Below are 25,184 nucleotides of genomic sequence, written 5' to 3' on the forward strand. Positions count from 1 at the left end.
CCGCTCCTACAGAGGTCAGTGTTGCCTGATCAGGCGGGGATTTTCAGGCCACGCTGCACTGCTGGTCGCTCGAGGAACTTCGCCAGCACACGCTGCACTTCCTTGAATTCGTCGAAGCCCACCAGATCGCGTGCGTTGTAACGCTCCACCAGGTTGCGCACCCAAGGGAAAATGGCAATGTCGGCGATGCTGTATTCATCGACCATCCACTCGCGCCCTTTCAGGTGCCGGTCCAGCACACCCAGCAAGCGCTTCGATTCGTTGACGTAACGGTCGCGCGGACGCTTGTCTTCGTATTCCTTGCCGGCAAAGAAATGGAAGAAACCGACCTGGCCGAACATCGGCCCGATGCCGCCCATCTGGAACATCAGCCACTGCAGGGTCTGGTAACGCTGGGCCGGGTCCTGGCTCAGCAGCTGCCCGCTCTTTTCTGCCATGTACTGCAGGATCGCCCCCGACTCGAACAGCGGCAACGGTTGCCCGCCCGGGCCATTGGGGTCGAGGATCGCCGGGATCTTGTTGTTGGCGCTGAGGGCGATGAATTCCGGGCTCAGCTGGTCATCGTTGTCGAAGCTGACTTTGTGCGGTTCATAGGCCAGGCCGATCTCCTCCAGCATGATCGACACCTTGACGCCGTTGGGCGTGGGCAGCGAGTACAGCTGCAGGCGTTCGGGGTGCTTCGCGGGCCATTTACGGGTGATGGGGAAAGCGCTCAGATCGGTCATGGTCAACCTTGGCCTTGGGAATGGACTTGTCACTCTAGAGACATCCCGCGCGGCTGACCATCACCGGCCGTTGATCAGCTGGCCTGGCTCAGCTGGCTTGGCCATGCGCCTTGAGCTTGAGCTTTTCGGTGTCTACCCGCACGAACACCGAGTCGGCGCTGACCGTCAGCACATCGCCGGCCCAAACCTCGCAGATGACCCGGGTCTTGCGCCCGACTTCACCTTCCACACGCGCCTTGAGCAGCAGCTCCACGCCCATCGGGGTGGGTTTGAGGTAATTCAGCCCAAGGCTGCCGGTGACACAATCGATGCGTGGCAGGCTGCCCGCTTCACGGCCTTCGGCGCGGTAGTGGTAGGCCATCGCGGTCCAGTTCGAATGGCAGTCGACCAACATGGCCAGCAGGCCACCATAGACCAGGCCGGGCCAGCCGATGAAGGTGCTGTCGGGTGAATGCCGGCACAACAGGTGAATGCCGTCGGCATCCCAGTGGCTTTGCAGGTGCAGGCCGGACGGGTGGGAGCAGCCACAACCAAAGCAAGTACCTTCGGGGGCGGCCAGGGCCTGGAGAGAAAGAATCGGGTCGTTCATACGCTGCCTGTGCTTGTTGGAATGGGGGCGCGAAACGCCCCCATTAAAGCAGAAGCTCAAGCCGGCTGGGCAACCACCTTGCTGCCTCTCTGGGTCAGTGACACCAGCAGGATGAACAGGGTCACGCCGGCAGTCATCAGCGTCTCGTAGCGGTAGGCATCGCTGAACAGCATGTAGCCCAGGACCATGACGATGGTGCCGATCACCAGCCAGGTCAGCCAGGGGAACAGCCACATCTTCAGCTCCAGCGGCCGCCCTTCACGCTCGGCACGGGCGCGCATGCGCAGCTGCGACACGGCGATCACCAGGTACACCAGCAAGGCGATGGCGCCAGTGGTAGACAGCAGGAAACCGAACACCTTGCCCGGCAGTACATAGTTGACGAAGCAACCGACGAAACCCGCCAAGGTCGAGAGGATCACTGCCACGGTCGGCACGCCAGCGCCGGAAATACGCTTGGTCATGCTCAACGCCTGACCACGGGCACCCAGCGAGTAGAGCATCCGCGAAGCGGTGTAGAGGCCGGAGTTCATGCAACTGGTCACCGCCACCAGCACCACCAGGTCGACCAGCAACTTGGCCCCAGGCACGTTCAACACTTCCAGCACACGCTGGAACGAGCCCACCGCTTTGAGGCTTGGGTCGTTCCAGGCCACCAGCGACACCACCAGGAAGATCGACGCCAGGTAGAAGATGGCGATGCGGTACACCACCAGATTGGTGGCGCGGCGGATCTTGTCTTTCGGGTTGGCGGTTTCGTCGGCGGCAATGGTGACGATCTCGGCACCGAAGAACGAGAAAATGGTGATCAGCACGCCACCGAGCACGGTGCCGAAACCGTTGGGCATGAACCCACCGTTGTCCCACAGGCGGCTGATGCCGGACACCTCGGCCAGCGGCCAGAAGCCGAACACAGCCAAGCTGCAGACCCCGATGAAGGCGATGATCGCGACCACCTTGACCAGCGCGAACCAGTACTCGAACGCGCCGAAGTTCTTCACGCTGACCAGGTTGGTGCCCGACAGCACGACCATGATCAGGAAGGCGAACAGCCAGGACGGCACGCCAGGGAAATAGGCATGCAGGATATCTGCACCGGCAATGGCCTCGACCGGAATGATCAGCACCCAGAACCACCAGTACAGCCAACCGATGGTAAAGCCTGCCCAGGGGCCGATGGCCTCCGAGGCGTAGGTGGAGAACGAACCGCTGTTGGGGTTGGCGATGGCCATTTCGCCAAGCATGCGCATCACCAGCAGCACCAGCAGGCCGGTCATTGCATAGGAGATGAGAATGGCCGGGCCCGCAGTGGCGATGGCGTTGGAAGACCCGATGAACAGGCCGGCACCGATGATGCCGGCAATGGAAATCATGGACACCTGACGCGAGGTCAGACCGTGCTGCAAGGAACGCTGTTTGTTGTTGTGTAGCGAAGCCATGAAGAACCCTCGAATGGGTCGGCCGGCGTGCGGCGCATGTGCCGTCGACGGCTGAAAAGTTGGAGCAGAATTCGGGTAGGTCGTATTGCTCGTTGTTGTTGTTTTATGTCGCCGGTCGCGCATTTGCCTCCTCTTCGCCCTACCGGTTGTAATCGTTGATCGGGGTCAGTATTAATCTATAGGGCGAGGTCAACAAACGACCTTTTCGAAGCACATGATTCCGGTATGGAATGAACTTCTTCCTTTTTTTGCTCGGTACGCGCCTGCCATGTCCAAACGCCTGATGCCCTCGACCACCGCCCTGCAGTGCTTCGAAGCCGCCGCCCGGCACCTGAGCTTCACCCGTGCGGCACAGGAGCTGCACCTGACCCAGAGCGCCGTGAGCAAGCAGGTGGCGCAGCTCGAGGACATGCTCTCGCATTCGCTGTTCCAGCGTATTCGCCGGCGCCTGCACCTGACCCCGGCGGGGGCGCTGTACCTCAACGAAGTGAACAAGATCCTCACCCAGATCGACATTTCCAGCCGCTACATCCTCAGCTACGGCGACGAGACCGAGGTGCTGCGCATCGCCACCCAGCCGACCTTCGGCGCGCGCTGGCTGGTGCCCAGGCTCAAGGGCTTTGGCGAGCGCCACCCGCGCATTCACCTGGACATCCGCAACGAACTGGAGCCGTTCGACCTTGTACAGGCCAAGGCCGATATCGCCTTTTTCTTTGGCCAGGGCACGTGGCCGGGGGCCACTTGCATCGAGCTGTTCAGCGAGGAAGTGGTGCCGGTGTGCGCGCCCGGGCTGCTGGCCCGGCACCGCTTCGACAGCGCCGAGGCGCTTACCGAACACCGGCTGCTGCAGTGCGCATCACGCCCGGAAGCCTGGCACGAGTGGTTCCTGGGGTTGGGCCTGCACAGCCAGAACAGCTACCACGGGCCGCGCTTCGACACGTTCTACCTGTGCATCCGGGCGGCTATCGCCGGCTGTGGCATCGCCCTGATTCCGCGCTACCTGGTGGCTGAAGAACTGAGCGAAGGAAAGCTGGTGGTGGCCTGGGACCACCCACTGGCGAGCAATGGCCGGCATTTCATCGCCCATGCCGAGCACGCCGCCGAAGTGCCCAAGGTCAAGGCCTTCGTGCAGTGGATTCGCGAACGGGTGGCTGAGGGAGATTGACGTCGCCTGTTCTGGCCTCTTCGCGGGTAAACCCGCTCCCACAGGGTTAGCGAAAGATTCAAGTCTTGTGCAGGGAGCGGGTTTGCCCGCGCAGGGGCCAGTTCATGAATCTGAGGAATGACCGCAATCGAATAATTCGTTTGCGGAATATGACTGCGGCGCGCTTGGATATTAAGAAACTCGAACAAGGTCCGCGTGCCCATGAATCTGGAAAGTATCAGTCAATCCATCGCCATCGTTCATCCGATCACACTTTCCCATGGCCGCAATGCCGAAGTCTGGGATACCGACGGCAAACGTTACATCGACTTTGTCGGCGGTATCGGCGTGCTCAACCTGGGCCACTGCAACCCGGCCGTGGTCGCAGCGATCCAGGCCCAGGCCAGCCGCCTGACCCACTACGCCTTCAACGCCGCCCCCCACGGCCCGTACCTGGAGCTGATGGAGCGCCTGCGCCAGTTCGTCCCGGTCAGCTACCCGTTGGCCGGCATGCTCACCAACAGTGGCGCAGAAGCTGCGGAAAACGCCCTGAAGGTCGCCCGCGGCGCCACCGGCAAACGCGCCATCATCGCCTTCGACGGTGGTTTCCACGGCCGCACCCTGGCCACCCTGAATCTCAACGGCAAGGTCGCGCCCTACAAGCAGCGGGTCGGTGAACTGCCGGGGCCGGTGTACCACCTGCCCTACCCCAGCGCCGACACCGGCGTCACCTGCGAGCAGGCGCTCCAGGCCATGGACCGCCTGTTCAGCGTCGAGTTGGCGGTAGAGGACGTGGCGGCGTTCATCTTCGAACCGGTGCAAGGCGAAGGGGGCTTCCTCGCCCTCAACCCGGCGTTTGCCCAAGCGCTGCGGCGCTTCTGCGACGAGCGCGCAATCCTGATCATCATCGACGAGATCCAGTCCGGCTTCGGCCGCACTGGCCAGCGCTTTGCCTTCCCGCGCCTAGGGCTTGAACCGGACCTGCTGCTGCTGGCGAAAAGCATCGCCGGCGGCATGCCGCTGGGTGCAGTGGTCGGGCGTCAGGATTTGCTGGCGGCATTGCCCAAGGGCGGCCTGGGGGGCACCTATTCGGGCAACCCGATTGCCTGCGCGGCGGCGCTGGCGAGCCTGGCACAGATGACCGACGAGAACGTCGCCACCTGGGGTGAACGGCAGGAACAAGCGATCGTTGCACGCCACCAGCGCTGGAAGGCCTCGGGCCTGAGCCCGTTCATCGGCCGCCTGACCGGCGTGGGCGCCATGCGTGGCATCGAGTTCGTCAATGCCGATGGCAGCCCGGCCCCGGCGCAACTGGCCAAGGTAATGGAAGCGGCGCGAGCCAAGGGCCTGCTGCTGATGCCAAGCGGCAAGGCGCGGCACATCATCCGCCTGCTGGCACCGCTGACTATCGAGGCCGAGGTGCTCGAAGAGGGGCTGGATATCCTCGAGCAGTGCCTGGCCGAGCTGGAATGAGGCTTAAAGGCCCAGTTCCTGCGGGGTGAGCATGTCAGACTCGAAGGCAATCCAGCCGCCTTCGAGTTCGGCGTGGCCGTTGACGATCGGGCCGTAGTAGGTCAGGCCATTCTCCAGGGTCACGCAGATGTGCGTGGCCGACTTCTCGGGGGCCGCGAGCGTACCGACGAAATGCACCTTCTTCAGGGTTTCGGTCACCGCTTCCAGACCCACGCGCATGTTGGGGTTTTCCGAGGCCTCGGTGTCACCGCCACGGTCTTCGGCGCTGATGGTCACGGTGGCGGTGTACGGGTACTTGGTGCTCAAGCGGGGTTACCTCGAAAAAGGGTTGGGCGTGTTAAGGCGCGTAGAGTACGGCAGGTGATCTCTATTGTCTCTACTGGCCTCTTCGCGGCGGTTCGACGCCTCGATAAACCCGCTCCCACAGAGATTGCACATTGCTCAAGGTACGCACACTGACTGTGGGAGCAGGTTCACCCGCGAAAGGGCCAGACCTGCAACAGGTGATCTGTAGAGCCCGATCTGTTAGGGTGCCCGCCGATGCACGCCACACCACACGAGGACACCTGAGTGAGCGCCGAAGAACCCCTGATCGCCGACCTGTTCGAGGTCGACAAACGCCTGACCCTCAAGCCCGTCGTGGACTTCAACAGCTACCTGCGCAGCGCCTTCGGTGAAGGCCCGTGCCGCTGCTACCGCTGCGCCGAAGGCAGCGACGACAACAGCTACAGCCATGCACACAACTTCACGTTCGAAGGCCGCCCGTGGCACCGCCGCTTTGCCAGCACCGCCGGCAGCGACGTCGCCCAAGTGCTGAAAAAGGCCTGGCTGTCTTACACCAAGGCCGACCTCAGCCTGATCGGTGCGCTGGACCTCACCACCCTCAAGACTTTCACCGAAGCCGCCCTGCACCAGCGCCTTCTGGCTCTGCTGCCGGCCAGCGGCCTGGCCCGCGAAATCGACGGCCAATGGATGCTGCAAGCCCAGGCCGACTGACGGCCCGGCGGTCAGGCAGGATTCCCCCGCTCTGCTACCGTGGGAGAATCCGTATCGCCGCAGGTAGTCCGCCATGGCCCGTACAACGCCCATCGAGCTGTACCGCAATATCGGCATCGTCGCTCACGTGGATGCTGGCAAGACCACGACCACCGAACGCATCCTGTTCTACACCGGGGTCAACCACAAGATGGGCGAGGTGCACGATGGCGCCGCGACCATGGACTGGATGGCCCAGGAGCAGGAGCGCGGCATCACCATCACCTCCGCGGCGACCACGGCCTTCTGGCAAGGCTCGACCAAACAGTTCGCCGACAAATACCGCTTCAACATCATCGACACCCCCGGCCACGTCGACTTCACCATCGAGGTGGAGCGCTCGCTGCGCGTGCTCGATGGCGCGGTGGTGGTGTTCAGTGGTGCCGACGGCGTCGAACCGCAATCCGAGACGGTCTGGCGCCAGGCCAACAAGTACCACGTGCCGCGCCTGGCCTACATCAACAAGATGGACCGCCAGGGTGCCGACTTCTTGCGCGTGGTCAAGCAGATCGACAAGCGCCTGGGGCATCACCCGGTACCGATCCAGCTGGCCATCGGCAGCGAGGAGAACTTCATCGGCCAGATCGACCTGGTGAAGATGAAGGCGATCTACTGGAACGATGCCGACAACGGCACCAGCTACCGCGAAGAAGAGATCCCCGCCGAGCTTCAGGCGCTGGCCGACGAATGGCGCGCGCACATGATCGAGGCTGCAGCCGAGGCCAATGACGAGCTGACCGAGAAGTTTCTCGATGGCGAGGAACTCAGCGTCGAAGAGATCAAGGCCGCCCTGCGCCAGCGCACGATTGCCAACGAAATCGTCCCGACCATCCTGGGTTCTTCGTTCAAGAACAAGGGTGTGCCACTGATGCTCGACGCGGTGATCGACTACCTGCCTGCCCCGTCGGAAATCCCGGCGATCAAGGGCACCGACCCAGACGACGAAGAAAAGCACCTGGAGCGCCACGCGGACGACAAAGAGCCCTTTTCTGCCCTGGCTTTCAAGATCGCCACCGACCCCTTCGTCGGTACCCTGACCTTCGCCCGGGTGTATTCAGGCGTGCTCAGCTCAGGCAACGCCGTGCTCAATTCGGTAAAAGGCAAGAAGGAACGCATCGGCCGCATGGTGCAGATGCACGCCAACCAGCGCGCAGAGATCAAGGACGTGTGCGCCGGCGACATTGCCGCCCTGATCGGCATGAAGGACGTGACCACCGGCGACACCCTCTGCGACATCGACAAACCGATCATCCTTGAGCGCATGGACTTTCCCGACCCGGTGATTTCGGTGGCCGTCGAGCCAAAGACCAAGGGTGACCAGGAGAAAATGGGCATCGCCCTGAGCAAGCTGGCCCAGGAAGACCCGTCGTTCCGGGTGCGCACCGATGAAGAAACCGGCCAGACCATCATCTCGGGGATGGGCGAACTGCACCTGGACATCATCGTCGACCGCATGCGACGCGAGTTCAACGTCGACGCCAATATCGGCAAGCCGCAGGTGGCCTACCGCGAAAAGATCCGCAACACCTGCGAGATCGAGGGCCGCTTCGTCCGCCAGTCTGGCGGGCGCGGTCAGTATGGCCACTGCTGGATTCGCTTTGCTCCCGGCGATGAAGGCAAGGAAGGCCTGGAGTTCATCAACGAGATCGTCGGGGGCGTAGTGCCACGCGAGTACATACCGGCAATCCAGAAAGGCATCGAGGAGCAGATGAAGAACGGCGTGCTGGCCGGTTACCCGCTGATCAACCTGAAGGCGGCGGTGTACGACGGCTCCTACCATGACGTCGACTCCAACGAAATGGCCTACAAGATCGCCGCGTCCATGGCCACCAAGCAGCTGTCGCAGAAAGGCGGTGCGGTGTTGCTGGAACCGGTGATGAAGGTCGAGGTGGTGACGCCGGAGGAGTATCAGGGCGACATCATGGGTGACTTGAGCCGGCGCCGCGGCATGATCCAGGATGGCGACGAGACGCCGGCGGGCAAGGTGATCCGTGCCGAAGTGCCGCTGGGCGAGATGTTCGGCTATGCCACCTCGATGCGCTCGATGACACAGGGGCGTGCAAGTTACACGATGGAGTTCACCCGCTATGCCGAGGCACCGGCGAGCATTGCCGATGCCATCGTCAAGAAGAACCGCGGGGAGCCTTGAACCCCACACGCCCTGCAGGAGCGGCCTTGTGTCGCGAAAGGGCCGCGCAGCGGCCCCAGGTCTTCAGTCATGCAGCAGAGATTGTCGGGGGCGCTGCGCGCCCCTTCGCGACACAAGGCCGCTCCTGCAAAGATCGCGTCCGCTGGCCTCAGTGCTGCTCGCCAGCCCGCTTCAGCAGCTTCTTGCAGCGCTCTGACAGGTGCACCACGCGCAAATGCTTGCCTGCCTTGGCATAGCGTTCACGCAAGGTCTTCAGCGCCGCAATCGCCGAATAATCGACAAAACTCAGGTGCCGGCAATCGAGGGTGACCTTGGCCGGATCACCCGCCGGGTCAAACTGGTTGAGAAACGGCGCGGTCGAGGCAAAGAACAGCGTGCCATGCACCTGGTAATGCTTGCACCCTTCCCCGTCCTCGTGGCTGTCGGCGTAAAGCTCGCGGGCATGCTGCCAGGCGAAGTTGACCGCCGCGATGACGATGCCGAACAGCACCGCAGTGGCCAGGTCGGTGAACACCGTCACCACCGTCACCGCGATGATCGCCAACACATCGCTCACCGGCACCTTGTGCAGCACCCGCAACGAGGCCCAGGCAAAGGTCTGCTGAGCCACCACGAACATCACCCCGACCAGTGCCGCCAACGGAATGCGTTCGATCAGTGGCGACAGGAACAGCACGAACAGCAGAATCATCACCCCGGCTACCACGCCCGACAGCCGGCCACGGCCGTTGGAACTGAGGTTGATCACGGTCTGCCCGATCATCGCGCAGCCGCCCATGCCGCCGCACAGGCCGGAAATCATGTTGGCCGCGCCCAGGGCCACGCATTCGCGGTCCGGGTAGCCGCGGCTCTCGGTGATCTCATCGGTGAGGTTGAGGGTCAGCAGGGTTTCCAGCAGGCCAACCATGGCCATCAGCACCGCGTAGGGGGCGATGATCTTCAGGGTTTCCAGGTTCCACGGCACTTGCGGCAGGGCCACCTGCGGCAGGCCACCGGCGATGTGCGCCATGTCGCCGAGGGTGCGCGTTGGCAGGTCGAACAGGTACACCAGCACGCCAACCCCAAGGATCGCCACCAGTGCCGGCGGCACCGCGCGGGTCAATTTTGGCAGCCCATAAACCACCAGCATGGTCAGCGCCACCAGGCCGAGCATCAGGTACAGCGGTGCACCACTGAGCCAGTGTTCGCCATCCTTGAAGTGCTCGAGCTGGGCCATGGCGATGACGATCGCCAGGCCGTTGACGAAGCCGAGCATCACCGGGTACGGCACCAGCCGCACCAGCTTGCCCAGACGCAGCAGGCCGAACAGGATCATCACCACCCCGCCCAGCAATACCGTGGCCAGCAGGTATTGCACACCGTGTTGCACCACCAGGGCGACGATCACCACCGCCATGGAACCTGCAGCCCCGGAGATCATGCCCGGGCGGCCGCCGAACAACGCCGTCAGGGTGCAGATGATGAAGGCGCCATACAGCCCCATCAATGGGTTGAGATGGGCCACCAGAGCAAAGGCGATGCATTCGGGCACCAGGGCAAACGAGGTGGTCAGGCCGGCGAGCAGGTCGGCACGTAGTCGGGCGGGTTTCATGGGCATCCTGTGGTGCAGTCCAAGCGGACGGTACGAAAAATCAAGGGCCGCGATGTTACGGAATTTGTCTGGCAGCGGCCACCGCAAGGCGTGTCATCGGCGCGTGCGGGTCAGCCACTGCGCCATCGATGCATCCTCCAGGGCGTACTCGCCGCGGTTGGCCTTCCACACCAGCTCCTTCTCGCGCAGGGCGTCCAGGGCCTTCTGCACGTTGGGCGTGCTGGCATTGGCTTCGACGCGGGCCTGCTCCAGCTTGCGCGCCACATCGAGCAAGGTCTGCTCGGTGAACGGCGAGAACGGCTGCCGGCCCTGGGCGCGCTCGGCCATGATCTCAAGCACCGCCTGCTGCAAGGGCGACAACTCATTCCAGGCGCTTTCGTAATCACTCCACACGCCGGCCTGGTGATTGAGCGCGCCGGTGCGCAGCAACTCACCCAGGTTAGCCGCCTCGCCCAAGCCGACGCTGACCTCGGCCAGCAACGTGTTGAGCATTTCAGGCCGCCGCCCCACCAACTCGAAGGCGTATTCCAGGTCCGCGGCCTTGAACTGGTTGCTGTCGGCCAGGCGGCGGTTCCACAGCTCAGTGATGAAGCCGACATACTCGCGCCCAAGCAAGGGGAACGGGGTAATGCTGGCACCGAAGAAAGGCTGCTTGCTCTTGAGCACCAGATTGGCGAGCTTGTCGCGGCTGGAACCTGTGAACACCAGGCGCAGGCCGTCCGGGCGGTCACCCCGGTTCAGGTGGTCGCGTGCGGCCTTGAGGGCGAACATGGCATTGAGGCCTTCCTCACTGTTCAGGGCGTGCTGCGCTTCATCGATGATCAGTACCACCATCTGCCCTGACACCTGGTGCAGCACCGCCAGCGCCTGAGCCAGGGTAGTGCCCGCGGGCAATTGTGGACGGGTGAAGTCCCAACTGAGGGTGCGCAGCAGGTTGATCTTGTCTATGCCGGCTTTTTTCGCCGCCTTGGCCAGTGCACTCTCGAAGCCGCCAAGCGCGGTGCCGATCGCGCCGCTGATCAGGTCTGCCGGGGCTGCGTCGCGGTCCGACCACAGGTCGACATACACCGGTAGCCAGCCACGCTGCACACACTCGGGAATGAAGTCGTTGTTGAGGAAGGTACTTTTACCGGTACGCCGAGGTGCAGCCAGGAACATCCCCGAACTGTAATCGACCAGCGATTCGCCGGCCAAATCCTGGGCCAGGGCCTTGGCCAGTTGCTCACGGCGCAGGAGCGGACGGGAGGGCGACATGCCATTATCCTCAATTATCTGGATGACTATAATTTATAGCCTACAAGATAAAAACCGATAAAACACCCGGCTTTCATTCAGCCGCAGCATGCAAACAAGCAGCTGTGATCCAGGCCCGGCAAACTCCTGACAAATTTGCCATCATGTTGATTCCACCTGCGGAGAACATGAGCATGCCGCTACGCCCCCTTTTCGCCTCGCTGCTACTGGCCGCCAGCCTCACTGCCCAGGCCGCCACCGAGGTGGTGCCCTTGCAGCATCGCAGCAGCGCCGAGCTGTTGCCCGCCGCCCAAGCCTTCATTGGCCGCGACGGCACCGTCAGCGCCTTCGAGAACAAGCTGATCGTCAACGCCAGCCCCGAACGCATCGACGACCTGCGCGCCCTGCTGCAGCAGCTGGACACCGTTCCCAAGCGCCTGCTGATCAGTGTCGACAACAACGACAGCAACTACCAGGACAACCGCGGCAACGGCCAGGTCATTCGCTATGGCACCAGCAACCGCGAAGGCGGCTTGCAGCAGATCCAGGCCAGCGAAGGCCAACCGGCACTGATTCAGGTCGGCCAGAGCATCCCGATCACCAGCACCAGCACCGACGGCTACGGGCGCATCCAGAGCAACACCGAATACCGCAATGTGACCCAAGGTTTCTACGTCACGCCAAGCTTGAGCGGGGATACGGTTCGCCTGCAAATAAGCACCAATAATGACCGAATCAGCCAGGAACGTGCCGATGTAGTGAAAGTGCAAAGTACCGACACGACAATCAGCGGAAGGCTCGGCGAATGGATCACCCTGGCCGGCCACAACCAGCAGAGTCAAGCCGACCGTAACCCGTCAAGCCGTACCTACAGCACGCAACGGGGTGAAAACATGACTTTGCGTGTCAAAGTCGACCTTCTGGACTGATCCCAGGCAATTCAAGGCCTCGACCAAAGGCCTTGAAACTGACTGCCAAGTCGCATTAGACCAAGGATGTAGTAAGTTAGAAAAAGCACTACAAAACATTTGACAGGGTGTTTTTCCCAAGGGCATGATGGCCTCGCTCCCGCTAATCAGGGGCCCTGGCAAGGGCCTTCGAGGCGTACTCCTTCCACCCCTGGAGGCACCTCGTGTCTATACGGCCCACAAGGCGGTTCGACGGGATTGCGACTGCAACGAAGAAGTTGTCCCGAGGGACGGAAGCGCATCACCGCAGTTCTGGCAATCGCGTAGCACCGCAGCAAGGCAACCACGAGCCGACCTGCCGGAGCACACTTGCGCCTGGCCTGCACCTCCTTCCCCTTCGAGCCTTCGCGTTCGCCGCCGCACGCCCCCCGAACAGGACAGCCGCCAGGTCCCTGATCTGCCCCGAGCATCAGCACAATTAACCCAAGATCGATGCGACGAGGTTTATTTCCATGGCACTGACACGCGAACAGCAAATTGCAGCCCTCGAGAAAGACTGGGCCGAGAACCCGCGCTGGAAAGGCGTGACCCGTACCTACACCGCCGCCGATGTCGTTCGCCTGCGTGGCTCCCTGCAGCCGGAGCACACCCTGGCTCGCCTGGGCGCAGAAAAACTGTGGAAGCTGGTCACCCAAGGTGCCCACCCGTCCTTCCGCCCAGAAAAAGATTTCGTCAACTGCATGGGCGCCCTGACCGGTGGCCAGGCAGTGCAGCAGGTCAAGGCCGGCATCCAGGCCATCTACCTGTCCGGCTGGCAAGTGGCCGCCGACAACAACTCGGCCGAGTCCATGTACCCAGACCAGTCGCTGTACCCGGTCGACTCGGTACCGACCGTGGTCAAGCGCATCAACAACTCGTTCCGCCGCGCCGACCAGATCCAGTGGAAAGCCGGCAAGAACCCGGGCGACGAAGGCTACATCGACTACTTCGCGCCGATCGTGGCTGATGCCGAAGCCGGTTTCGGTGGCGTGCTGAACGCCTACGAGCTGATGAAGAACATGATCGAAGCAGGCGCCGCTGGCGTGCACTTCGAAGACCAGTTGGCCTCGGTGAAAAAATGCGGCCACATGGGTGGCAAGGTACTGGTACCTACCCAGGAAGCCGTGCAGAAGCTGGTGGCCGCGCGCCTGGCTGCCGACGTATCGGGTGTGCCAACCATCATCCTGGCCCGTACCGACGCCAACGCCGCTGACCTGCTGACCAGCGACTGCGACCCATACGACCAGCCGTTCGTGATCGGCGAGCGTACCCGTGAAGGCTTCTACAAGGTGCGTGCCGGCCTCGACCAGGCCATCGCCCGCGGCCTGGCTTACGCCCCGTACGCCGACCTGATCTGGTGCGAGACCGCCAAGCCGGACCTGGACGAAGCCCGCCGCTTCGCCGAAGCGATCAAGAAGGAATACCCGGACCAGATCCTGTCGTACAACTGCTCGCCTTCCTTCAACTGGAAAAAGAACCTTGACGACGCAACCATCGCCAAGTTCCAGCGCGAACTGTCGGCCATGGGCTACAAGCACCAGTTCATCACCCTGGCCGGCATTCACAACATGTGGCACGGCATGTTCAACCTGGCGCACGACTATGCCCGCAACGACATGACCGCCTACGTGAAGCTGCAGGAGCAGGAATTCGCCGACGCCAGCAAAGGCTACACCTTCGTGGCGCACCAGCAGGAAGTCGGCACCGGCTACTTCGACGACATGACCACCGTGATCCAGGGTGGCGCTTCGTCGGTAACCGCACTGACCGGTTCGACCGAGGAAGAGCAGTTCCACTGATAGTGGGGTGCTGATGCAGGAAGGCCCGGGGCTTGCAAAAGCCCCGGGCCTTCCTTTTGGGGCTACGCAAGACCTGTAGGAGCGGCCTTGCGTCGCGAAAGGGCTGCGCAGCAGCCCCAGTTCTTGAGCAAAAGCGTCGAGTGCCGGGGCTGCTGCGCAGCCCTTTCGCGACGCAAGGCCGCTCCTACAAGGATTGCAGCCAACCTGGGAGCAGCAAAAACCGGGATCAAGTCTATGCTTGTGGCAGCACAGCAGCAAGGATCGCCCATGCCCCGCCCAAGCCACCTGATCGTCATCGCCCTGGCCGCCGCTTCTCTCTATATATATGCACTGGCCAGCGACAACACCGTGCTCGGCCTGCTGGCCAAACCCGTCCCGGTACTGGCCCTGATCGCCTGGCTGCGCAGCGCCCCCGCCACATCCTATCGCCGCGGGATCAGCGTCGGCCTGGCTTTCTCGGTGCTCGGCGACATTCTTCTGGCCATCCCCGCTGACCTGTTCGTGTTCGGCCTGGCCGCCTTCCTTTGCGCCCACCTCGCCTACCTGCGCGCCTATTGCGGCCTGACTTTACGCCCCGCCCTGCCCGCACTGCTGTCGAGCGCCATCATCGGCATCAGCCTGTTCAGCGTGCTTGCCAGCCATGGCCTTGGCCCGCTGCTGCTTCCGGTGTCGGTCTACGCATTGGCGATCAGCGCCATGCTCTGGCGGGCCCTGGCCTGCGGTGGTATCGCCGCGCTCGGCGCCTGCCTGTTCGTGTTCTCTGACAGCCTGATCGGCATTGACCGCTTCGTCAGCCCGTTCGCTGCCGCGCCCTACGTGATCATCCTCGCCTACTGGCTTGGCCAATGGGCGATTGCTTCATCCGTTCGCCATGGCTCAACCGATAAAGTATTGACCCAGAGCGGTGCGCGCGGTGTCGGAAGCTGCTAGAACAGGACTATTTCGCATTTGCAAGTAGGGCAAGCCCGTAAATGAACTTTACAAGGCACAGAACAGACGAATTAGAAGGCATCAGCTCAAATGATATCAATTATCATTACGAAGTTTGTCATTCGTTACCCGTGGCAAGAAACATAATTAACAAAACCGCATGCAATGCCCGAATATCAAGGCTTTCAGCCAGTTAGGAGCGGGTTTTGTTCTAAATCCTACGAATAAATTTGCAACGGAAATTTTACTTGCACCGGGTTTACCCATAAAATCAGCGCGATTGATTCAGCTGCGACATTTGGTCACTGCACCTGCGACACCACGTCGCCGCTCTACTTATTTCAGACTGCAGAGCTGGGTCTCTGTATAAGGATCTCTAGCATGTCCGATTCGGCAGGACTCATCGCCCACAACTGGGGCTTTGCCATCTTCCTTCTGGGTGTCGTCGGCCTGTGTGCCTTCATGCTCGGCCTCTCCAGCCTGCTCGGTAGCAAGGCTTGGGGCCGTGCCAAGAACGAACCCTTCGAATCCGGCATGCTGCCCGTCGGCACCGCCCGCCTGCGCCTGTCCGCCAAATTCTATCTGGTCGCGATGCTGTTCGTGATCTTCGATATCGAAGCCCTCTTCCTGTATGCATGGTCTGTGTCCGTCCGCGAAAGCGGCTGGACCGGATTCGTCGAAGCACTCGTTTTCATAGCAATTCTGTTGGCTGGTCTTGTCTACCTTTGGCGCGTCGGGGCCCTTGACTGGGCTCCCGAAGGTCGCCGCAAGCGGCAAGCGAAGCTGAAACAATGAGGCTTTGGCAATGCAATACAATCTCACCAGAATCGATCCGGATGCGCCCAACGAGCAATACCCGGTAGGTGATCGGGAAACCGTCACCGACCAGTTGCTCGAGGACCAGGTCCACAAGAACATCTTCATGGGCAAGCTTGAAGATGTGATGCGTGGCGCGGTCAACTGGGGTCGCAAGAACTCCCTCTGGCCGTACAACTTCGGCCTGTCCTGCTGCTACGTGGAAATGACCACGGCCTTCACGGCACCCCACGACATCGCCCGCTTCGGCGCCGAAGTCATCCGGGCCTCGCCGCGTCAGGCCGACTTCATGGTCATTGCCGGTACCTGCTTCGTCAAAATGGCGCCGATCATTCAGCGCCTGTACGAGCAGATGCTCGAGCCCAAGTGGGTCATCTCCATGGGTTCGTGCGCCAACTCCGGCGGCATGTACGACATCTACTCGGTCGTTCAGGGGGTCGACAAGTTCCTCCCCGTGGACGTCTACGTGCCTGGCTGCCCGCCGCGCCCTGAGGCTTTCCTGCAAGGCTTGATGCTGCTGCAGGAGTCGATCGGCCAAGAACGACGCCCGCTTTCCTGGGTGGTTGGTGATCAAGGCATCTACCGTGCCGAGATGCCAGCCCAGAAAGACCTGCGTCGCGAACAGCGCATTGCGGTAACCAACCTGCGCAGCCCCGACGAAGTCTGATCCAGCGACCTGCCGCCCGCTCCCGAAGGAGCCGGCGGCCTGGCTTCATTCTTAACGCTGACCCAAAGCGACCGAGACCATGACAGCGGACAACGCTATTTTCATTCCGCCCTACAAGGCTGACGACCAGGATGTGGTCGTCGAACTGCACAACCGTTTTGGCGCCGACGCATTCGTCGCCCAGGAAACCCGCACCGGCATGCCCGTGCTGTGGGTCAAGCGCGCCCAGCTCAAGGAAGTGCTCAGCTTCCTGCGTGGCGTCGCCAAGCCTTACAGCATGCTGTACGACCTTCACGGCGTCGACGAACGCCTGCGCACCCAGCGCCGCGGCCTGCCAGCTGCCGACTTCAGTGTGTTCTACCACCTGCTGTCGGTGGAACGTAACAGCGACGTGATGATCAAGGTGTCGCTCAGCGAAGGCGACCTGAACCTGCCAACCGTCACCGGCATCTGGCCAAACGCCAACTGGTACGAGCGCGAAGTCTGGGACATGTTCGGCATCGACTTCGCCGGCCACCCACACCTCAGCCGCATCATGATGCCGCCGACCTGGGAAGGTCACCCGCTGCGCAAGGACTACCCGGCCCGTGCCACCGAGTTCGACCCCTACAGCCTGACCCTGGCCAAGCAGCAGCTTGAAGAGGAATCGGCGCGCTTCAACCCGGAAGCCTGGGGCATGAAGCGTCAGGGCGCCAACGAGGACTACATGTTCCTCAACCTCGGCCCCAACCACCCTTCGGCCCACGGTGCCTTCCGTATCGTCCTGCAGCTGGACGGTGAAGAGATCGTCGACTGCGTACCGGACATCGGCTACCACCACCGTGGTGCCGAAAAAATGGCCGAGCGCCAGTCCTGGCACAGCTTCATCCCTTACACCGACCGTATCGACTACCTCGGCGGGGTGATGAACAACCTGCCGTACGTGCTCGCGGTCGAGAAGCTGGCCGGCATCCAGGTGCCCCAGAAGGTCGACGTGATTCGTATCATGCTGGCCGAGTTCTTCCGTATCACCAGCCACCTGCTGTTCCTGGGTACCTACATCCAGGACGTCGGCGCAATGACCCCGGTGTTCTTCACCTTCACCGACCGCCAGCGCGCCTACACCGTGATCGAAGCGATCACCGGTTTCCGCCTGCACCCGGCCTGGTACCGCATCGGTGGCGTCGCCCACGACCTGCCGCGCGGCTGGGACAAGCTGGTCAAGGACTTCGTCGAATGGCTGCCCAAGCGCCTCGACGAGTACACCAAGGCTGCCCTGCAGAACAGCATCCTCAAGGGCCGTACCATTGGCGTTGCCGCGTACAACACCAAGGAAGCCCTGGAGTGGGGTACCACCGGCGCCGGCCTGCGCGCCACCGGTTGCGACTTCGACCTGCGTAAAGCCCGCCCTTACTCCGGCTACGAAAACTTCGAGTTCGAAGTACCGCTGGCCCACAACGGCGATGCCTATGATCGCTGCATGGTCCGTGTCGAGGAGATGCGCCAGAGTATCCGCATCATCGACCAGTGCCTGCGCAACATGCCGGAAGGCCCGTACAAGGCGGACCACCCGCTGACCACGCCGCCGCCGAAAGAGCGCACCCTGCAGCACATCGAGACCCTGATCACGCACTTCCTGCAAGTCTCGTGGGGCCCGGTCATGCCGGCCAACGAGTCGTTCCAGATGATCGAGGCCACCAAAGGCATCAACAGTTACTACCTGACGAGCGATGGCGGCACCATGAGCTACCGCACCCGGATCCGTACCCCGAGCTACCCGCACCTGCAGCAGATCCCTTCGGTGATCAAAGGCAGCATGGTCGCCGACCTCATTGCGTACCTGGGCAGTATCGACTTCGTTATGGCTGACGTGGACCGCTAAGCATGAACAGCACGCTTATCCAGACAGACCGTTTCGCCCTGAGCGAAACCGAGCGCTCGGCCATCGAGCACGAAATGCATCACTACGAGGACCCGCGCGCGGCGTCCATCGAGGCTTTGAAGATCGTCCAGAAGGAACGTGGCTGGGTGCCGGACGGCGCCATCCATGCCATCGGCGAAGTGCTGGGCATCCCGGCCAGCGACGTCGAAGGTGTGGCCACGTTCTACAGCCAGATCTTCCGTCAGCCTGTTGGCCGCCACATCATCCGTGTGTGCGACAGCATGGTCTGCTACATCGGTGGCCACGAATCCGTGGTCAGCCAGATCCAGAGCGAGCTGGGTATCGGCCTCGGCCAGACCACCGCGGACGGGCGCTTTACCCTGCTACCGGTGTGCTGCCTGGGCAACTGCGACAAAGCCCCGGCGCTGATGATCGATGACGACACCTTCGGTGACGTGCAGCCGGCTGGCGTTTCCAAACTGCTGGAGGGTTACGTATGACCATTACTTCCTTCGGCCCGGCCAACCGCATCGCGCGTTCGGCCGAAACCCACCCGCTGACCTGGCGCCTGCGTGATGACGGCGAGCCCGTCTGGCTGGCCGAGTACACGTCGAAGAACGGCTATGCCGCCGCGCGCAAGGCGCTGGCAGACATGTCCGCTGACGACATCGTGCAAAGCGTCAAGGACTCTGGCCTCAAGGGCCGTGGCGGTGCAGGCTTCCCCACTGGCGTGAAGTGGGGCCTGATGCCCAAAGACGAATCCATGAACATCCGCTACCTGCTGTGCAACGCGGACGAAATGGAGCCGAACACCTGGAAGGACCGCATGCTGATGGAGCAACAGCCCCATCTGCTGGTCGAGGGCATGCTGATCAGCGCCCGCGCCCTGAAGGCCTACCGTGGCTACATCTTCCTGCGTGGCGAGTACACCACCGCGGCGAAGAACCTCAACCGTGCCATCGATGAAGCCAAGGCCGCAGGCCTGCTGGGCAAGAACATCCTGGGCAGCGGTTTTGACTTCGAGCTGTTCGTGCACACCGGTGCCGGGCGCTACATCTGCGGTGAAGAAACCGCACTGATCAACTCGCTGGAAGGCCGCCGCGCCAACCCGCGCTCCAAGCCGCCCTTCCCGGCCGCCGTTGGTGTGTGGGGCAAGCCGACTTGCGTGAACAACGTCGAAACCCTGTGCAACGTGCCAGCCATCGTTGCCAACGGCAACGACTGGTACAAGTCGCTGGCCCGTGAAGGCAGCGAAGACCACGGCACCAAGCTGATGGGCTTCTCCGGCAAGGTGAAGAACCCGGGCCTGTGGGAACTGCCGTTCGGCGTCACCGCCCGCGAGCTGTTCGAAGACTACGCCGGCGGCATGCGCGATGGCTTCAAGCTCAAGTGCTGGCAGCCAGGCGGCGCCGGTACCGGTTTCCTGCTGCCCGAGCACCTCGACGCACAGATGTACGCCGGTGGCATCGCCAAGGTCGGCACCCGTATGGGTACCGGCCTTGCCATGGCGGTCGACGACAGCGTCAACATGGTCTCGCTGCTGCGCAACATGGAAGAGTTCTTCGCACGCGAATCGTGCGGCTGGTGCACCCCATGCCGTGACGGCTTGCCGTGGAGCGTGAAGATGCTGCGCGCACTGGAGAAAGGCCAGGGCCGCGCCGAAGACATCGAGACGCTGCTGGGGCTGGTCAACTTCCTCGGCCCAGGCCGTACCTTCTGTGCTCACGCACCAGGTGCCGTCGAGCCATTGGGCAGCGCCATCAAATACTTCCGGTCCGAGTTCGAGGCCGGTGTCGCCCCAGCAAGCGCTGCCGACACCCTGCGCCCTAACCTGGCCAAGCCGATCGTGGTCGGCGCATAACAAGATGATTAAGCGGGTGGTCCGTGCCACTCGCCAGCTTGCCGGCAGGCCCGATTCGTTCGCGGCGTGTCGCAAGCTCACCGATTTCCATTAGCCACGCCCGCTCACGCGGGCCAACGAAGAACTTTGAACAATGGCCACTATCCACGTAGACGGCAAAGCGCTCGAAGTCAACGGTGCAGACAACCTGTTACAGGCTTGTCTGTCGCTCGGCCTCGACATCCCTTATTTCTGCTGGCACCCGGCGCTCGGTAGCGTCGGCGCCTGCCGGCAGTGTGCGGTCAAGCAGTACACCGACGAGAACGACACCCGTGGTCGTATCGTCATGTCCTGCATGACCCCTGCCTCCGACGGCACCTGGATCTCCATCGACGATGACGAGTCCAAGGCGTTCCGCGCCAGCGTCGTCGAATGGCTGATGACCAACCACCCGCACGACTGCCCGGTGTGCGAGGAAGGCGGTCACTGCCACCTGCAGGACATGACGGTAATGACCGGCCACAACGAGCGCCGCTACCGTTTCACCAAGCGTACCCACCAGAACCAGGACCTCGGCCCGTTCATCGCCCATGAGATGAACCGCTGCATCGCCTGCTACCGCTGCGTGCGTTACTACAAGGACTATGCCGGTGGTACCGACCTGGGCGTGTACGGCGCCCACGACAACGTGTACTTCGGCCGCGTCGAAGACGGCGTGCTGGAAAGCGAGTTCTCCGGCAACCTGACCGAGGTCTGCCCGACCGGCGTGTTCACCGACAAGACCCACTCCGAGCGCTACAACCGCAAGTGGGACATGCAGTTCGCCCCAAGCATCTGCCACGGCTGCTCCAGCGGCTGCAACATCAGCCCGGGTGAACGCTACGGCGAACTGCGCCGGGTCGAAAACCGCTTCAACGGCTCGGTCAACCAGTACTTCCTGTGCGACCGCGGCCGCTTCGGCTACGGCTACGTCAACCGCAAGGACCGCCCGCGCCAGCCACACTTGGCCGACGGCACCAAGCTGGGCCTGGACGCTGCTTTGGACAAGGCCGCCGACCTGCTGCGCGGCCGTACCATCGTCGGCATCGGCTCGCCACGCGCCAGCCTCGAAAGCAACTACGGCCTGCGTGAGCTGGTCGGCGCCGACTACTTCTACTCCGGTATGGAAGAAGGCGAACTGGCCCGCGTGCGCCTGGCACTGAACGTGCTGAACAACAGCCCGCTGCCGGTGCCGACCCTGCGCGACATCGAAGACCACGACGCCGTGTTCGTGCTCGGTGAAGACCTGACCCAGACCGCTGCCCGTGTGGCGCTGTCCGTGCGCCAGGCCACCAAAGGCAAGGCCGAGGCCATGGCCGAAGCGATGAAAGTGCAGCCTTGGCTGGACGCCGCCGTGAAGAACATCGGCCAGCACGCACTGTACCCGCTGTTCATCGCCTCGCTGGCTGAAACCAAGCTGGACGACGTCGCCGAAGAATGTGTACACGCCGCCCCGGCCGACCTGGCCCGCATCGGTTTCGCCGTGGCCCACGCCATCGACCCGAGCGCACCGGCTGTTGCCGGCCTGGACGACGAAGCCAAGGCCCTGGCCCAGCGCATCGCCGACGCCCTGGTCGCGGCCAAGCGCCCGCTGGTGGTTGCCGGTACTTCGCTGGCCGACCCTGCGCTGATCGAAGCCGCCGCCAACATCGCCAAGGCCCTGAAGCTGCGCGAGAAGAACGGCTCGCTGAGCCTGGTGGTGCCTGAGGCCAACAGCCTGGGCATGGCCATGTTGGGTGGCGAGTCGGTCGATGCTGCGCTGGACGCCGTCATCAGCGGCAAGGCCGACGCCATCGTCGTGCTGGAAAACGACCTGTACGCCCGCGTACCAGCTGCCAAGGTCGATGCAGCCCTGGCCGCGGCCAAGGTAGTGATCGTCGCCGACCACTCCAAGACCGCCACTGTCGATCGCGCCCATCTGGTACTGCCGGCGGCCTCGTTCGCCGAAGGCGACGGTACTCTGGTCAGCCAGGAAGGCCGCGCCCAGCGCTTCTTCCAGGTGTTCGACCCGCAGTACCTGGACAGCAGCATCCTGGTTCACGAAGGCTGGCGCTGGATGCACGCCCTGCGTGCCACCTTGCTGAACAAGCCGGTCGACTGGACCCAGCTGGACCACGTCACCAGCGCCTGCGCCGAAGCCGCGCCGCAACTGGCCGGTATCATCAACGCCGCCCCAAGCGCCGCGTTCCGCATCAAGGGCATGAAGCTTGCCCGTGAGCCGCTGCGCTACTCGGGCCGTACCGCCATGCGCGCCAACATCAGCGTGCACGAGCCGCGTACGCCGCAGGACAAGGACACCGCGTTCGCCTTCTCCATGGAAGGCTACTCGGGCTCGGCAGAACCGCGCCAGCAGGTGCCGTTCGCCTGGTCGCCGGGCTGGAACTCGCCGCAAGCCTGGAACAAGTTCCAGGACGAGGTCGGTGGCCACCTGCGTGCCGGTGACCCGGGCGTTCGTCTGATCGAATCGCAAGGTGATCGCCTGAACTGGTTCAACGCCATCCCCGGCGCGTTCAACCCGGCCCGTGGCACCTGGACTGCGGTACCGTTCTTCCACTTGTTCGGCAGCGAAGAAAGCTCCTCGCGCGCCGCCCCGGTGCAAGAGCGCATCCCGGCCGCCTACGTCGGCCTGGCCAAGTCCGAAGCCGACCGCCTGGGTGTCAACGACGGCGCGCTGCTGAGCCTGAACGTGGCCGGTGTGGCCCTGCGCCTGCCGCTGCGCATCAATGAAGAACTGGGCGCTGGCCTGGTTGCGTTGCCCAAAGGCCTGGCCGGCATTCCGCCTGCCATCTTCGGTGCATCCGTCGAAGGTCTGCAGGAGGCAGCACAATGAGCTGGTTCACCCCCGAAGTGATCGATGTGATCCTCACCGTGGTCCGGGCCGTTGTGGTCCTGCTTGCGGTGGTGGTCTGCGGCGCGCTGCTCAGCTTCGTCGAGCGGCGCCTGCTGGGCTGGTGGCAGGACCGTTACGGTCCGAACCGCGTCGGCCCGTTCGGCATGTTCCAGATCGCTGCCGACATGCTGAAGATGTTCTTCAAGGAAGACTGGAACCCGCCCTTCGTCGATCGCATGATCTTCACCCTGGCGCCGGTCGTGGCCATGAGTGCACTGCTGATCGCCTTCTGCGTAATCCCGATCACCCCGCTGTGGGGCGTCGCCGACCTGAACATCGGCCTGCTGTTCTTCTTCGCCATGGCCGGCCTGTCGGTCTACGCGGTGCTGTTCGCCGGCTGGTCGTCGAACAACAAGTACGCCCTGCTGGGCAGCTTGCGTGCCTCGGCACAGACCGTATCGTACGAAGTGTTCCTGGGCCTGGCGCTGATGGGCGTGGTGGTGCAGGTGGGTTCGTTCAACATGCGCGACATCGTTGAATACCAGGCACAGAACCTGTGGTTCATCATTCCGCAGTTCTTCGGCTTCTGCACCTTCTTCATCGCTGGCGTCGCCGTGACTCACCGTCACCCGTTCGACCAGCCAGAAGCGGAGCAGGAACTGGCCGACGGCTACCACATCGAGTACGCCGGCATGAAATGGGGCATGTTCTTTGTCGGTGAGTACATCGGCATCATCCTCATCTCGGCGCTGCTGGTGACCCTGTTCTTCGGCGGCTGGCACGGCCCGTTCGGCATCCTGCCGCAACTGTCGTTCCTGTGGTTCGCCCTGAAGACCGCGTTCTTCATCATGCTGTTCATCCTGCTGCGCGCCTCGATCCCGCGCCCACGCTATGACCAGGTGATGGACTTCAGCTGGAAGTTCTGCCTGCCGCTGACCCTGATCAATTTGCTGGTGACCGCTGCGATCGTGCTCTACAACACGCCAGCCGTCGCGGCCCAGTGAGGATTTGACCCATGTTCAAGTATATCGGCGACATCGTTAAGGGCACCGGCACCCAGCTGCGCAGCCTGGCAATGGTGTTCTCCCACGGGTTCCGCAAGCGCGACACCCTGCAGTACCCCGAAGAACCTGTGTACCTGCCGCCGCGCTACCGCGGCCGCATCGTCCTCACCCGCGACCCCGATGGCGAGGAACGCTGCGTAGCGTGCAACCTCTGCGCGGTGGCCTGCCCGGTCGGCTGCATCTCGCTGCAGAAGGCCGAAACCGAGGACGGCCGCTGGTACCCGGAATTCTTCCGCATCAACTTCTCGCGCTGCATCTTCTGTGGCCTGTGTGAAGAGGCGTGCCCGACCACCGCGATCCAGCTGACTCCGGATTTCGAAATGGCCGAGTTCAAGCGTCAGGACCTGGTGTACGAGAAAGAAGATCTGCTGATCTCCGGCCCCGGCAAGAACCCTGACTACAACTTCTACCGTGTTGCGGGTATGGCAATCGCTGGCAAGCCGAAGGGCGCTGCACAGAACGAAGCCGAGCCGATCAACGTGAAGAGCTTGCTCCCATAAGGACAGAAAGATGGAATTCGCTTTCTACTTCGCATCCGGGATCGCCGTGGTCTCCACCCTTCGGGTGGTGACGGGCACCAACCCCGTGCACGCCTTGCTTTACCTGATCATCTCGCTGATTTCCGTAGCGATGATCTTCTTCGCCCTGGGTGCGCCGTTCGCCGGCGCCCTGGAAGTGATCGCCTACGCCGGCGCCATCATGGTGCTGTTCGTGTTCGTGGTGATGATGCTCAACCTCGGGCCGGCTTCGGTCGCCCAGGAGAGGGGCTGGCTCAAGCCCGGCATCTGGGCCGGGCCGGTGATCCTTGCCGCCCTGCTGCTGCTGGAGCTGCTGTACGTGCTGTTCGTCTCCCCTAGCGGCGCGGCCATCAGCGGTACCACCGTCAGCCCGAAAGAAGTGGGTATCAGCCTGTTCGGCCCGTACCTGCTGGTGGTCGAACTGGCATCGATGCTGCTGCTGGCTGCAGCCGTCACCGCCTTCCACCTGGGCCGCAACGAGGCGAAGGAGTAAAT

Annotated in this window: 22 protein-coding genes; 16 read left to right on the forward strand and 6 right to left on the reverse strand. The window is 62.8% G+C overall.

What is annotated here, in order from left to right; translation table 11 throughout:
* Nucleotides 1-29 precede the first annotated feature (29 nt).
* The 3 genes from H040_RS07465 to H040_RS07475 form a co-directional block, all read right to left on the reverse strand.
* A complete protein-coding gene (locus H040_RS07465; RefSeq protein WP_027920585.1) occupies nucleotides 30-725 on the reverse strand; it encodes a glutathione S-transferase N-terminal domain-containing protein in 696 nt (231 codons plus the stop codon).
* Between the two features lie 88 nt (nucleotides 726-813).
* Nucleotides 814-1,314, reverse strand: coding sequence for a PaaI family thioesterase (locus tag H040_RS07470; RefSeq protein ID WP_027920586.1), 501 nt, complete (start codon nucleotides 1,312-1,314; stop codon nucleotides 814-816).
* Between the two features lie 56 nt (nucleotides 1,315-1,370).
* On the reverse strand, nucleotides 1,371-2,753 hold the full coding sequence (locus tag H040_RS07475) for an amino acid permease (protein ID WP_027920587.1): 1,383 nt from the start codon (nucleotides 2,751-2,753) through the stop codon (nucleotides 1,371-1,373).
* A 268-nt stretch (nucleotides 2,754-3,021) separates the two neighbouring features.
* On the opposite strand from H040_RS07475, the gene gcvA reads away from it, so the two are divergent.
* On the forward strand, nucleotides 3,022-3,918 hold the full coding sequence (gene gcvA / locus H040_RS07480; RefSeq protein ID WP_027920588.1) for a transcriptional regulator GcvA: 897 nt from the start codon (nucleotides 3,022-3,024) through the stop codon (nucleotides 3,916-3,918).
* Nucleotides 3,919-4,119: 201 nt separating this feature from the next.
* Nucleotides 4,120-5,370, forward strand: coding sequence for a 2-aminoadipate transaminase (locus H040_RS07485; protein WP_027920589.1), 1,251 nt, complete (start codon nucleotides 4,120-4,122; stop codon nucleotides 5,368-5,370).
* Nucleotides 5,371-5,373: 3 nt separating this feature from the next.
* Here H040_RS07485 and H040_RS07490 read toward each other — a convergent pair whose 3' ends face one another.
* Complete coding sequence (locus tag H040_RS07490) at nucleotides 5,374-5,676, reverse strand: hypothetical protein (protein ID WP_027920590.1); 303 nt, start codon at nucleotides 5,674-5,676, stop codon at nucleotides 5,374-5,376.
* A 264-nt stretch (nucleotides 5,677-5,940) separates the two neighbouring features.
* On the opposite strand from H040_RS07490, the gene H040_RS07495 reads away from it, so the two are divergent.
* Nucleotides 5,941-6,366, forward strand: a complete 426-nt coding sequence (locus H040_RS07495) for a hypothetical protein (protein ID WP_027920591.1) — start codon at nucleotides 5,941-5,943, stop codon at nucleotides 6,364-6,366.
* Nucleotides 6,367-6,439: 73 nt separating this feature from the next.
* Complete coding sequence (fusA, locus tag H040_RS07500; RefSeq protein WP_027920592.1) at nucleotides 6,440-8,554, forward strand: elongation factor G; 2,115 nt, start codon at nucleotides 6,440-6,442, stop codon at nucleotides 8,552-8,554.
* A 148-nt stretch (nucleotides 8,555-8,702) separates the two neighbouring features.
* Here the strand turns inward: fusA and H040_RS07505 are convergent, their stop codons facing one another.
* Nucleotides 8,703-10,145: a SulP family inorganic anion transporter gene (locus H040_RS07505; protein ID WP_027920593.1), complete on the reverse strand. Its 1,443-nt coding sequence runs from the start codon at nucleotides 10,143-10,145 to the stop codon at nucleotides 8,703-8,705.
* Between the two features lie 93 nt (nucleotides 10,146-10,238).
* The gene (locus tag H040_RS07510; RefSeq protein WP_027920594.1) at nucleotides 10,239-11,399 is read right to left on the reverse strand and encodes a hypothetical protein; all 1,161 of its coding nucleotides are present in this window, start codon (nucleotides 11,397-11,399) and stop codon (nucleotides 10,239-10,241) included.
* A 143-nt stretch (nucleotides 11,400-11,542) separates the two neighbouring features.
* Between H040_RS07510 and H040_RS07515 the strand changes: the two genes are divergently transcribed.
* The 12 genes from H040_RS07515 (at nucleotide 11,543) to nuoJ (ending at nucleotide 25,182) form a co-directional block, all read left to right on the forward strand.
* A complete protein-coding gene (locus H040_RS07515; RefSeq protein ID WP_177326724.1) occupies nucleotides 11,543-12,307 on the forward strand; it encodes a secretin N-terminal domain-containing protein in 765 nt (254 codons plus the stop codon).
* Nucleotides 12,308-12,798: 491 nt separating this feature from the next.
* Nucleotides 12,799-14,124, forward strand: a complete 1,326-nt coding sequence (aceA, locus tag H040_RS07520) for an isocitrate lyase (RefSeq protein ID WP_023534769.1) — start codon at nucleotides 12,799-12,801, stop codon at nucleotides 14,122-14,124.
* Between the two features lie 267 nt (nucleotides 14,125-14,391).
* Nucleotides 14,392-15,054: a lysoplasmalogenase gene (locus H040_RS07525; RefSeq protein WP_027920596.1), complete on the forward strand. Its 663-nt coding sequence runs from the start codon at nucleotides 14,392-14,394 to the stop codon at nucleotides 15,052-15,054.
* Nucleotides 15,055-15,435: 381 nt separating this feature from the next.
* Entirely contained in the window at nucleotides 15,436-15,849 is a 414-nt protein-coding gene (locus H040_RS07530; protein ID WP_027920597.1) for an NADH-quinone oxidoreductase subunit A, read from the forward strand.
* Nucleotides 15,850-15,859: 10 nt separating this feature from the next.
* Nucleotides 15,860-16,537 (forward strand): NuoB/complex I 20 kDa subunit family protein, encoded by a 678-nt coding sequence (locus tag H040_RS07535; RefSeq protein ID WP_027920598.1) that lies wholly within the window; start codon nucleotides 15,860-15,862, stop codon nucleotides 16,535-16,537.
* Nucleotides 16,538-16,616: 79 nt separating this feature from the next.
* A complete protein-coding gene (gene nuoC, locus H040_RS07540) occupies nucleotides 16,617-18,398 on the forward strand; it encodes an NADH-quinone oxidoreductase subunit C/D (protein ID WP_027920599.1) in 1,782 nt (593 codons plus the stop codon).
* 2 nt (nucleotides 18,399-18,400) lie between these two features.
* The gene (gene nuoE / locus H040_RS07545; RefSeq protein WP_003251433.1) at nucleotides 18,401-18,898 is read left to right on the forward strand and encodes an NADH-quinone oxidoreductase subunit NuoE; all 498 of its coding nucleotides are present in this window, start codon (nucleotides 18,401-18,403) and stop codon (nucleotides 18,896-18,898) included.
* Nucleotides 18,895-20,259, forward strand: a complete 1,365-nt coding sequence (gene nuoF, locus H040_RS07550; protein ID WP_027920600.1) for an NADH-quinone oxidoreductase subunit NuoF — start codon at nucleotides 18,895-18,897, stop codon at nucleotides 20,257-20,259. Before nuoE ends, nuoF begins: the two co-directional genes overlap by 4 nt.
* A 133-nt stretch (nucleotides 20,260-20,392) precedes the next feature.
* Nucleotides 20,393-23,107, forward strand: coding sequence for an NADH-quinone oxidoreductase subunit NuoG (gene nuoG / locus H040_RS07555; RefSeq protein ID WP_027920601.1), 2,715 nt, complete (start codon nucleotides 20,393-20,395; stop codon nucleotides 23,105-23,107).
* Nucleotides 23,104-24,111, forward strand: coding sequence for an NADH-quinone oxidoreductase subunit NuoH (gene nuoH / locus H040_RS07560; protein ID WP_027920602.1), 1,008 nt, complete (start codon nucleotides 23,104-23,106; stop codon nucleotides 24,109-24,111). The genes nuoG and nuoH overlap by 4 nt, the downstream gene beginning before the upstream one ends.
* An 11-nt stretch (nucleotides 24,112-24,122) precedes the next feature.
* Nucleotides 24,123-24,671: an NADH-quinone oxidoreductase subunit NuoI gene (gene nuoI / locus H040_RS07565; RefSeq protein WP_016488223.1), complete on the forward strand. Its 549-nt coding sequence runs from the start codon at nucleotides 24,123-24,125 to the stop codon at nucleotides 24,669-24,671.
* A 10-nt stretch (nucleotides 24,672-24,681) separates the two neighbouring features.
* Nucleotides 24,682-25,182 (forward strand): NADH-quinone oxidoreductase subunit J, encoded by a 501-nt coding sequence (gene nuoJ, locus H040_RS07570; protein ID WP_027920603.1) that lies wholly within the window; start codon nucleotides 24,682-24,684, stop codon nucleotides 25,180-25,182.
* Nucleotides 25,183-25,184 lie beyond the last annotated feature (2 nt).

Origin of the sequence: Pseudomonas sp. URMO17WK12:I7 (assembly GCF_003269045.1) — a bacterium.
Taxonomy (GTDB): Bacteria; Pseudomonadota; Gammaproteobacteria; order Pseudomonadales; family Pseudomonadaceae; genus Aquipseudomonas; species Aquipseudomonas putida_J.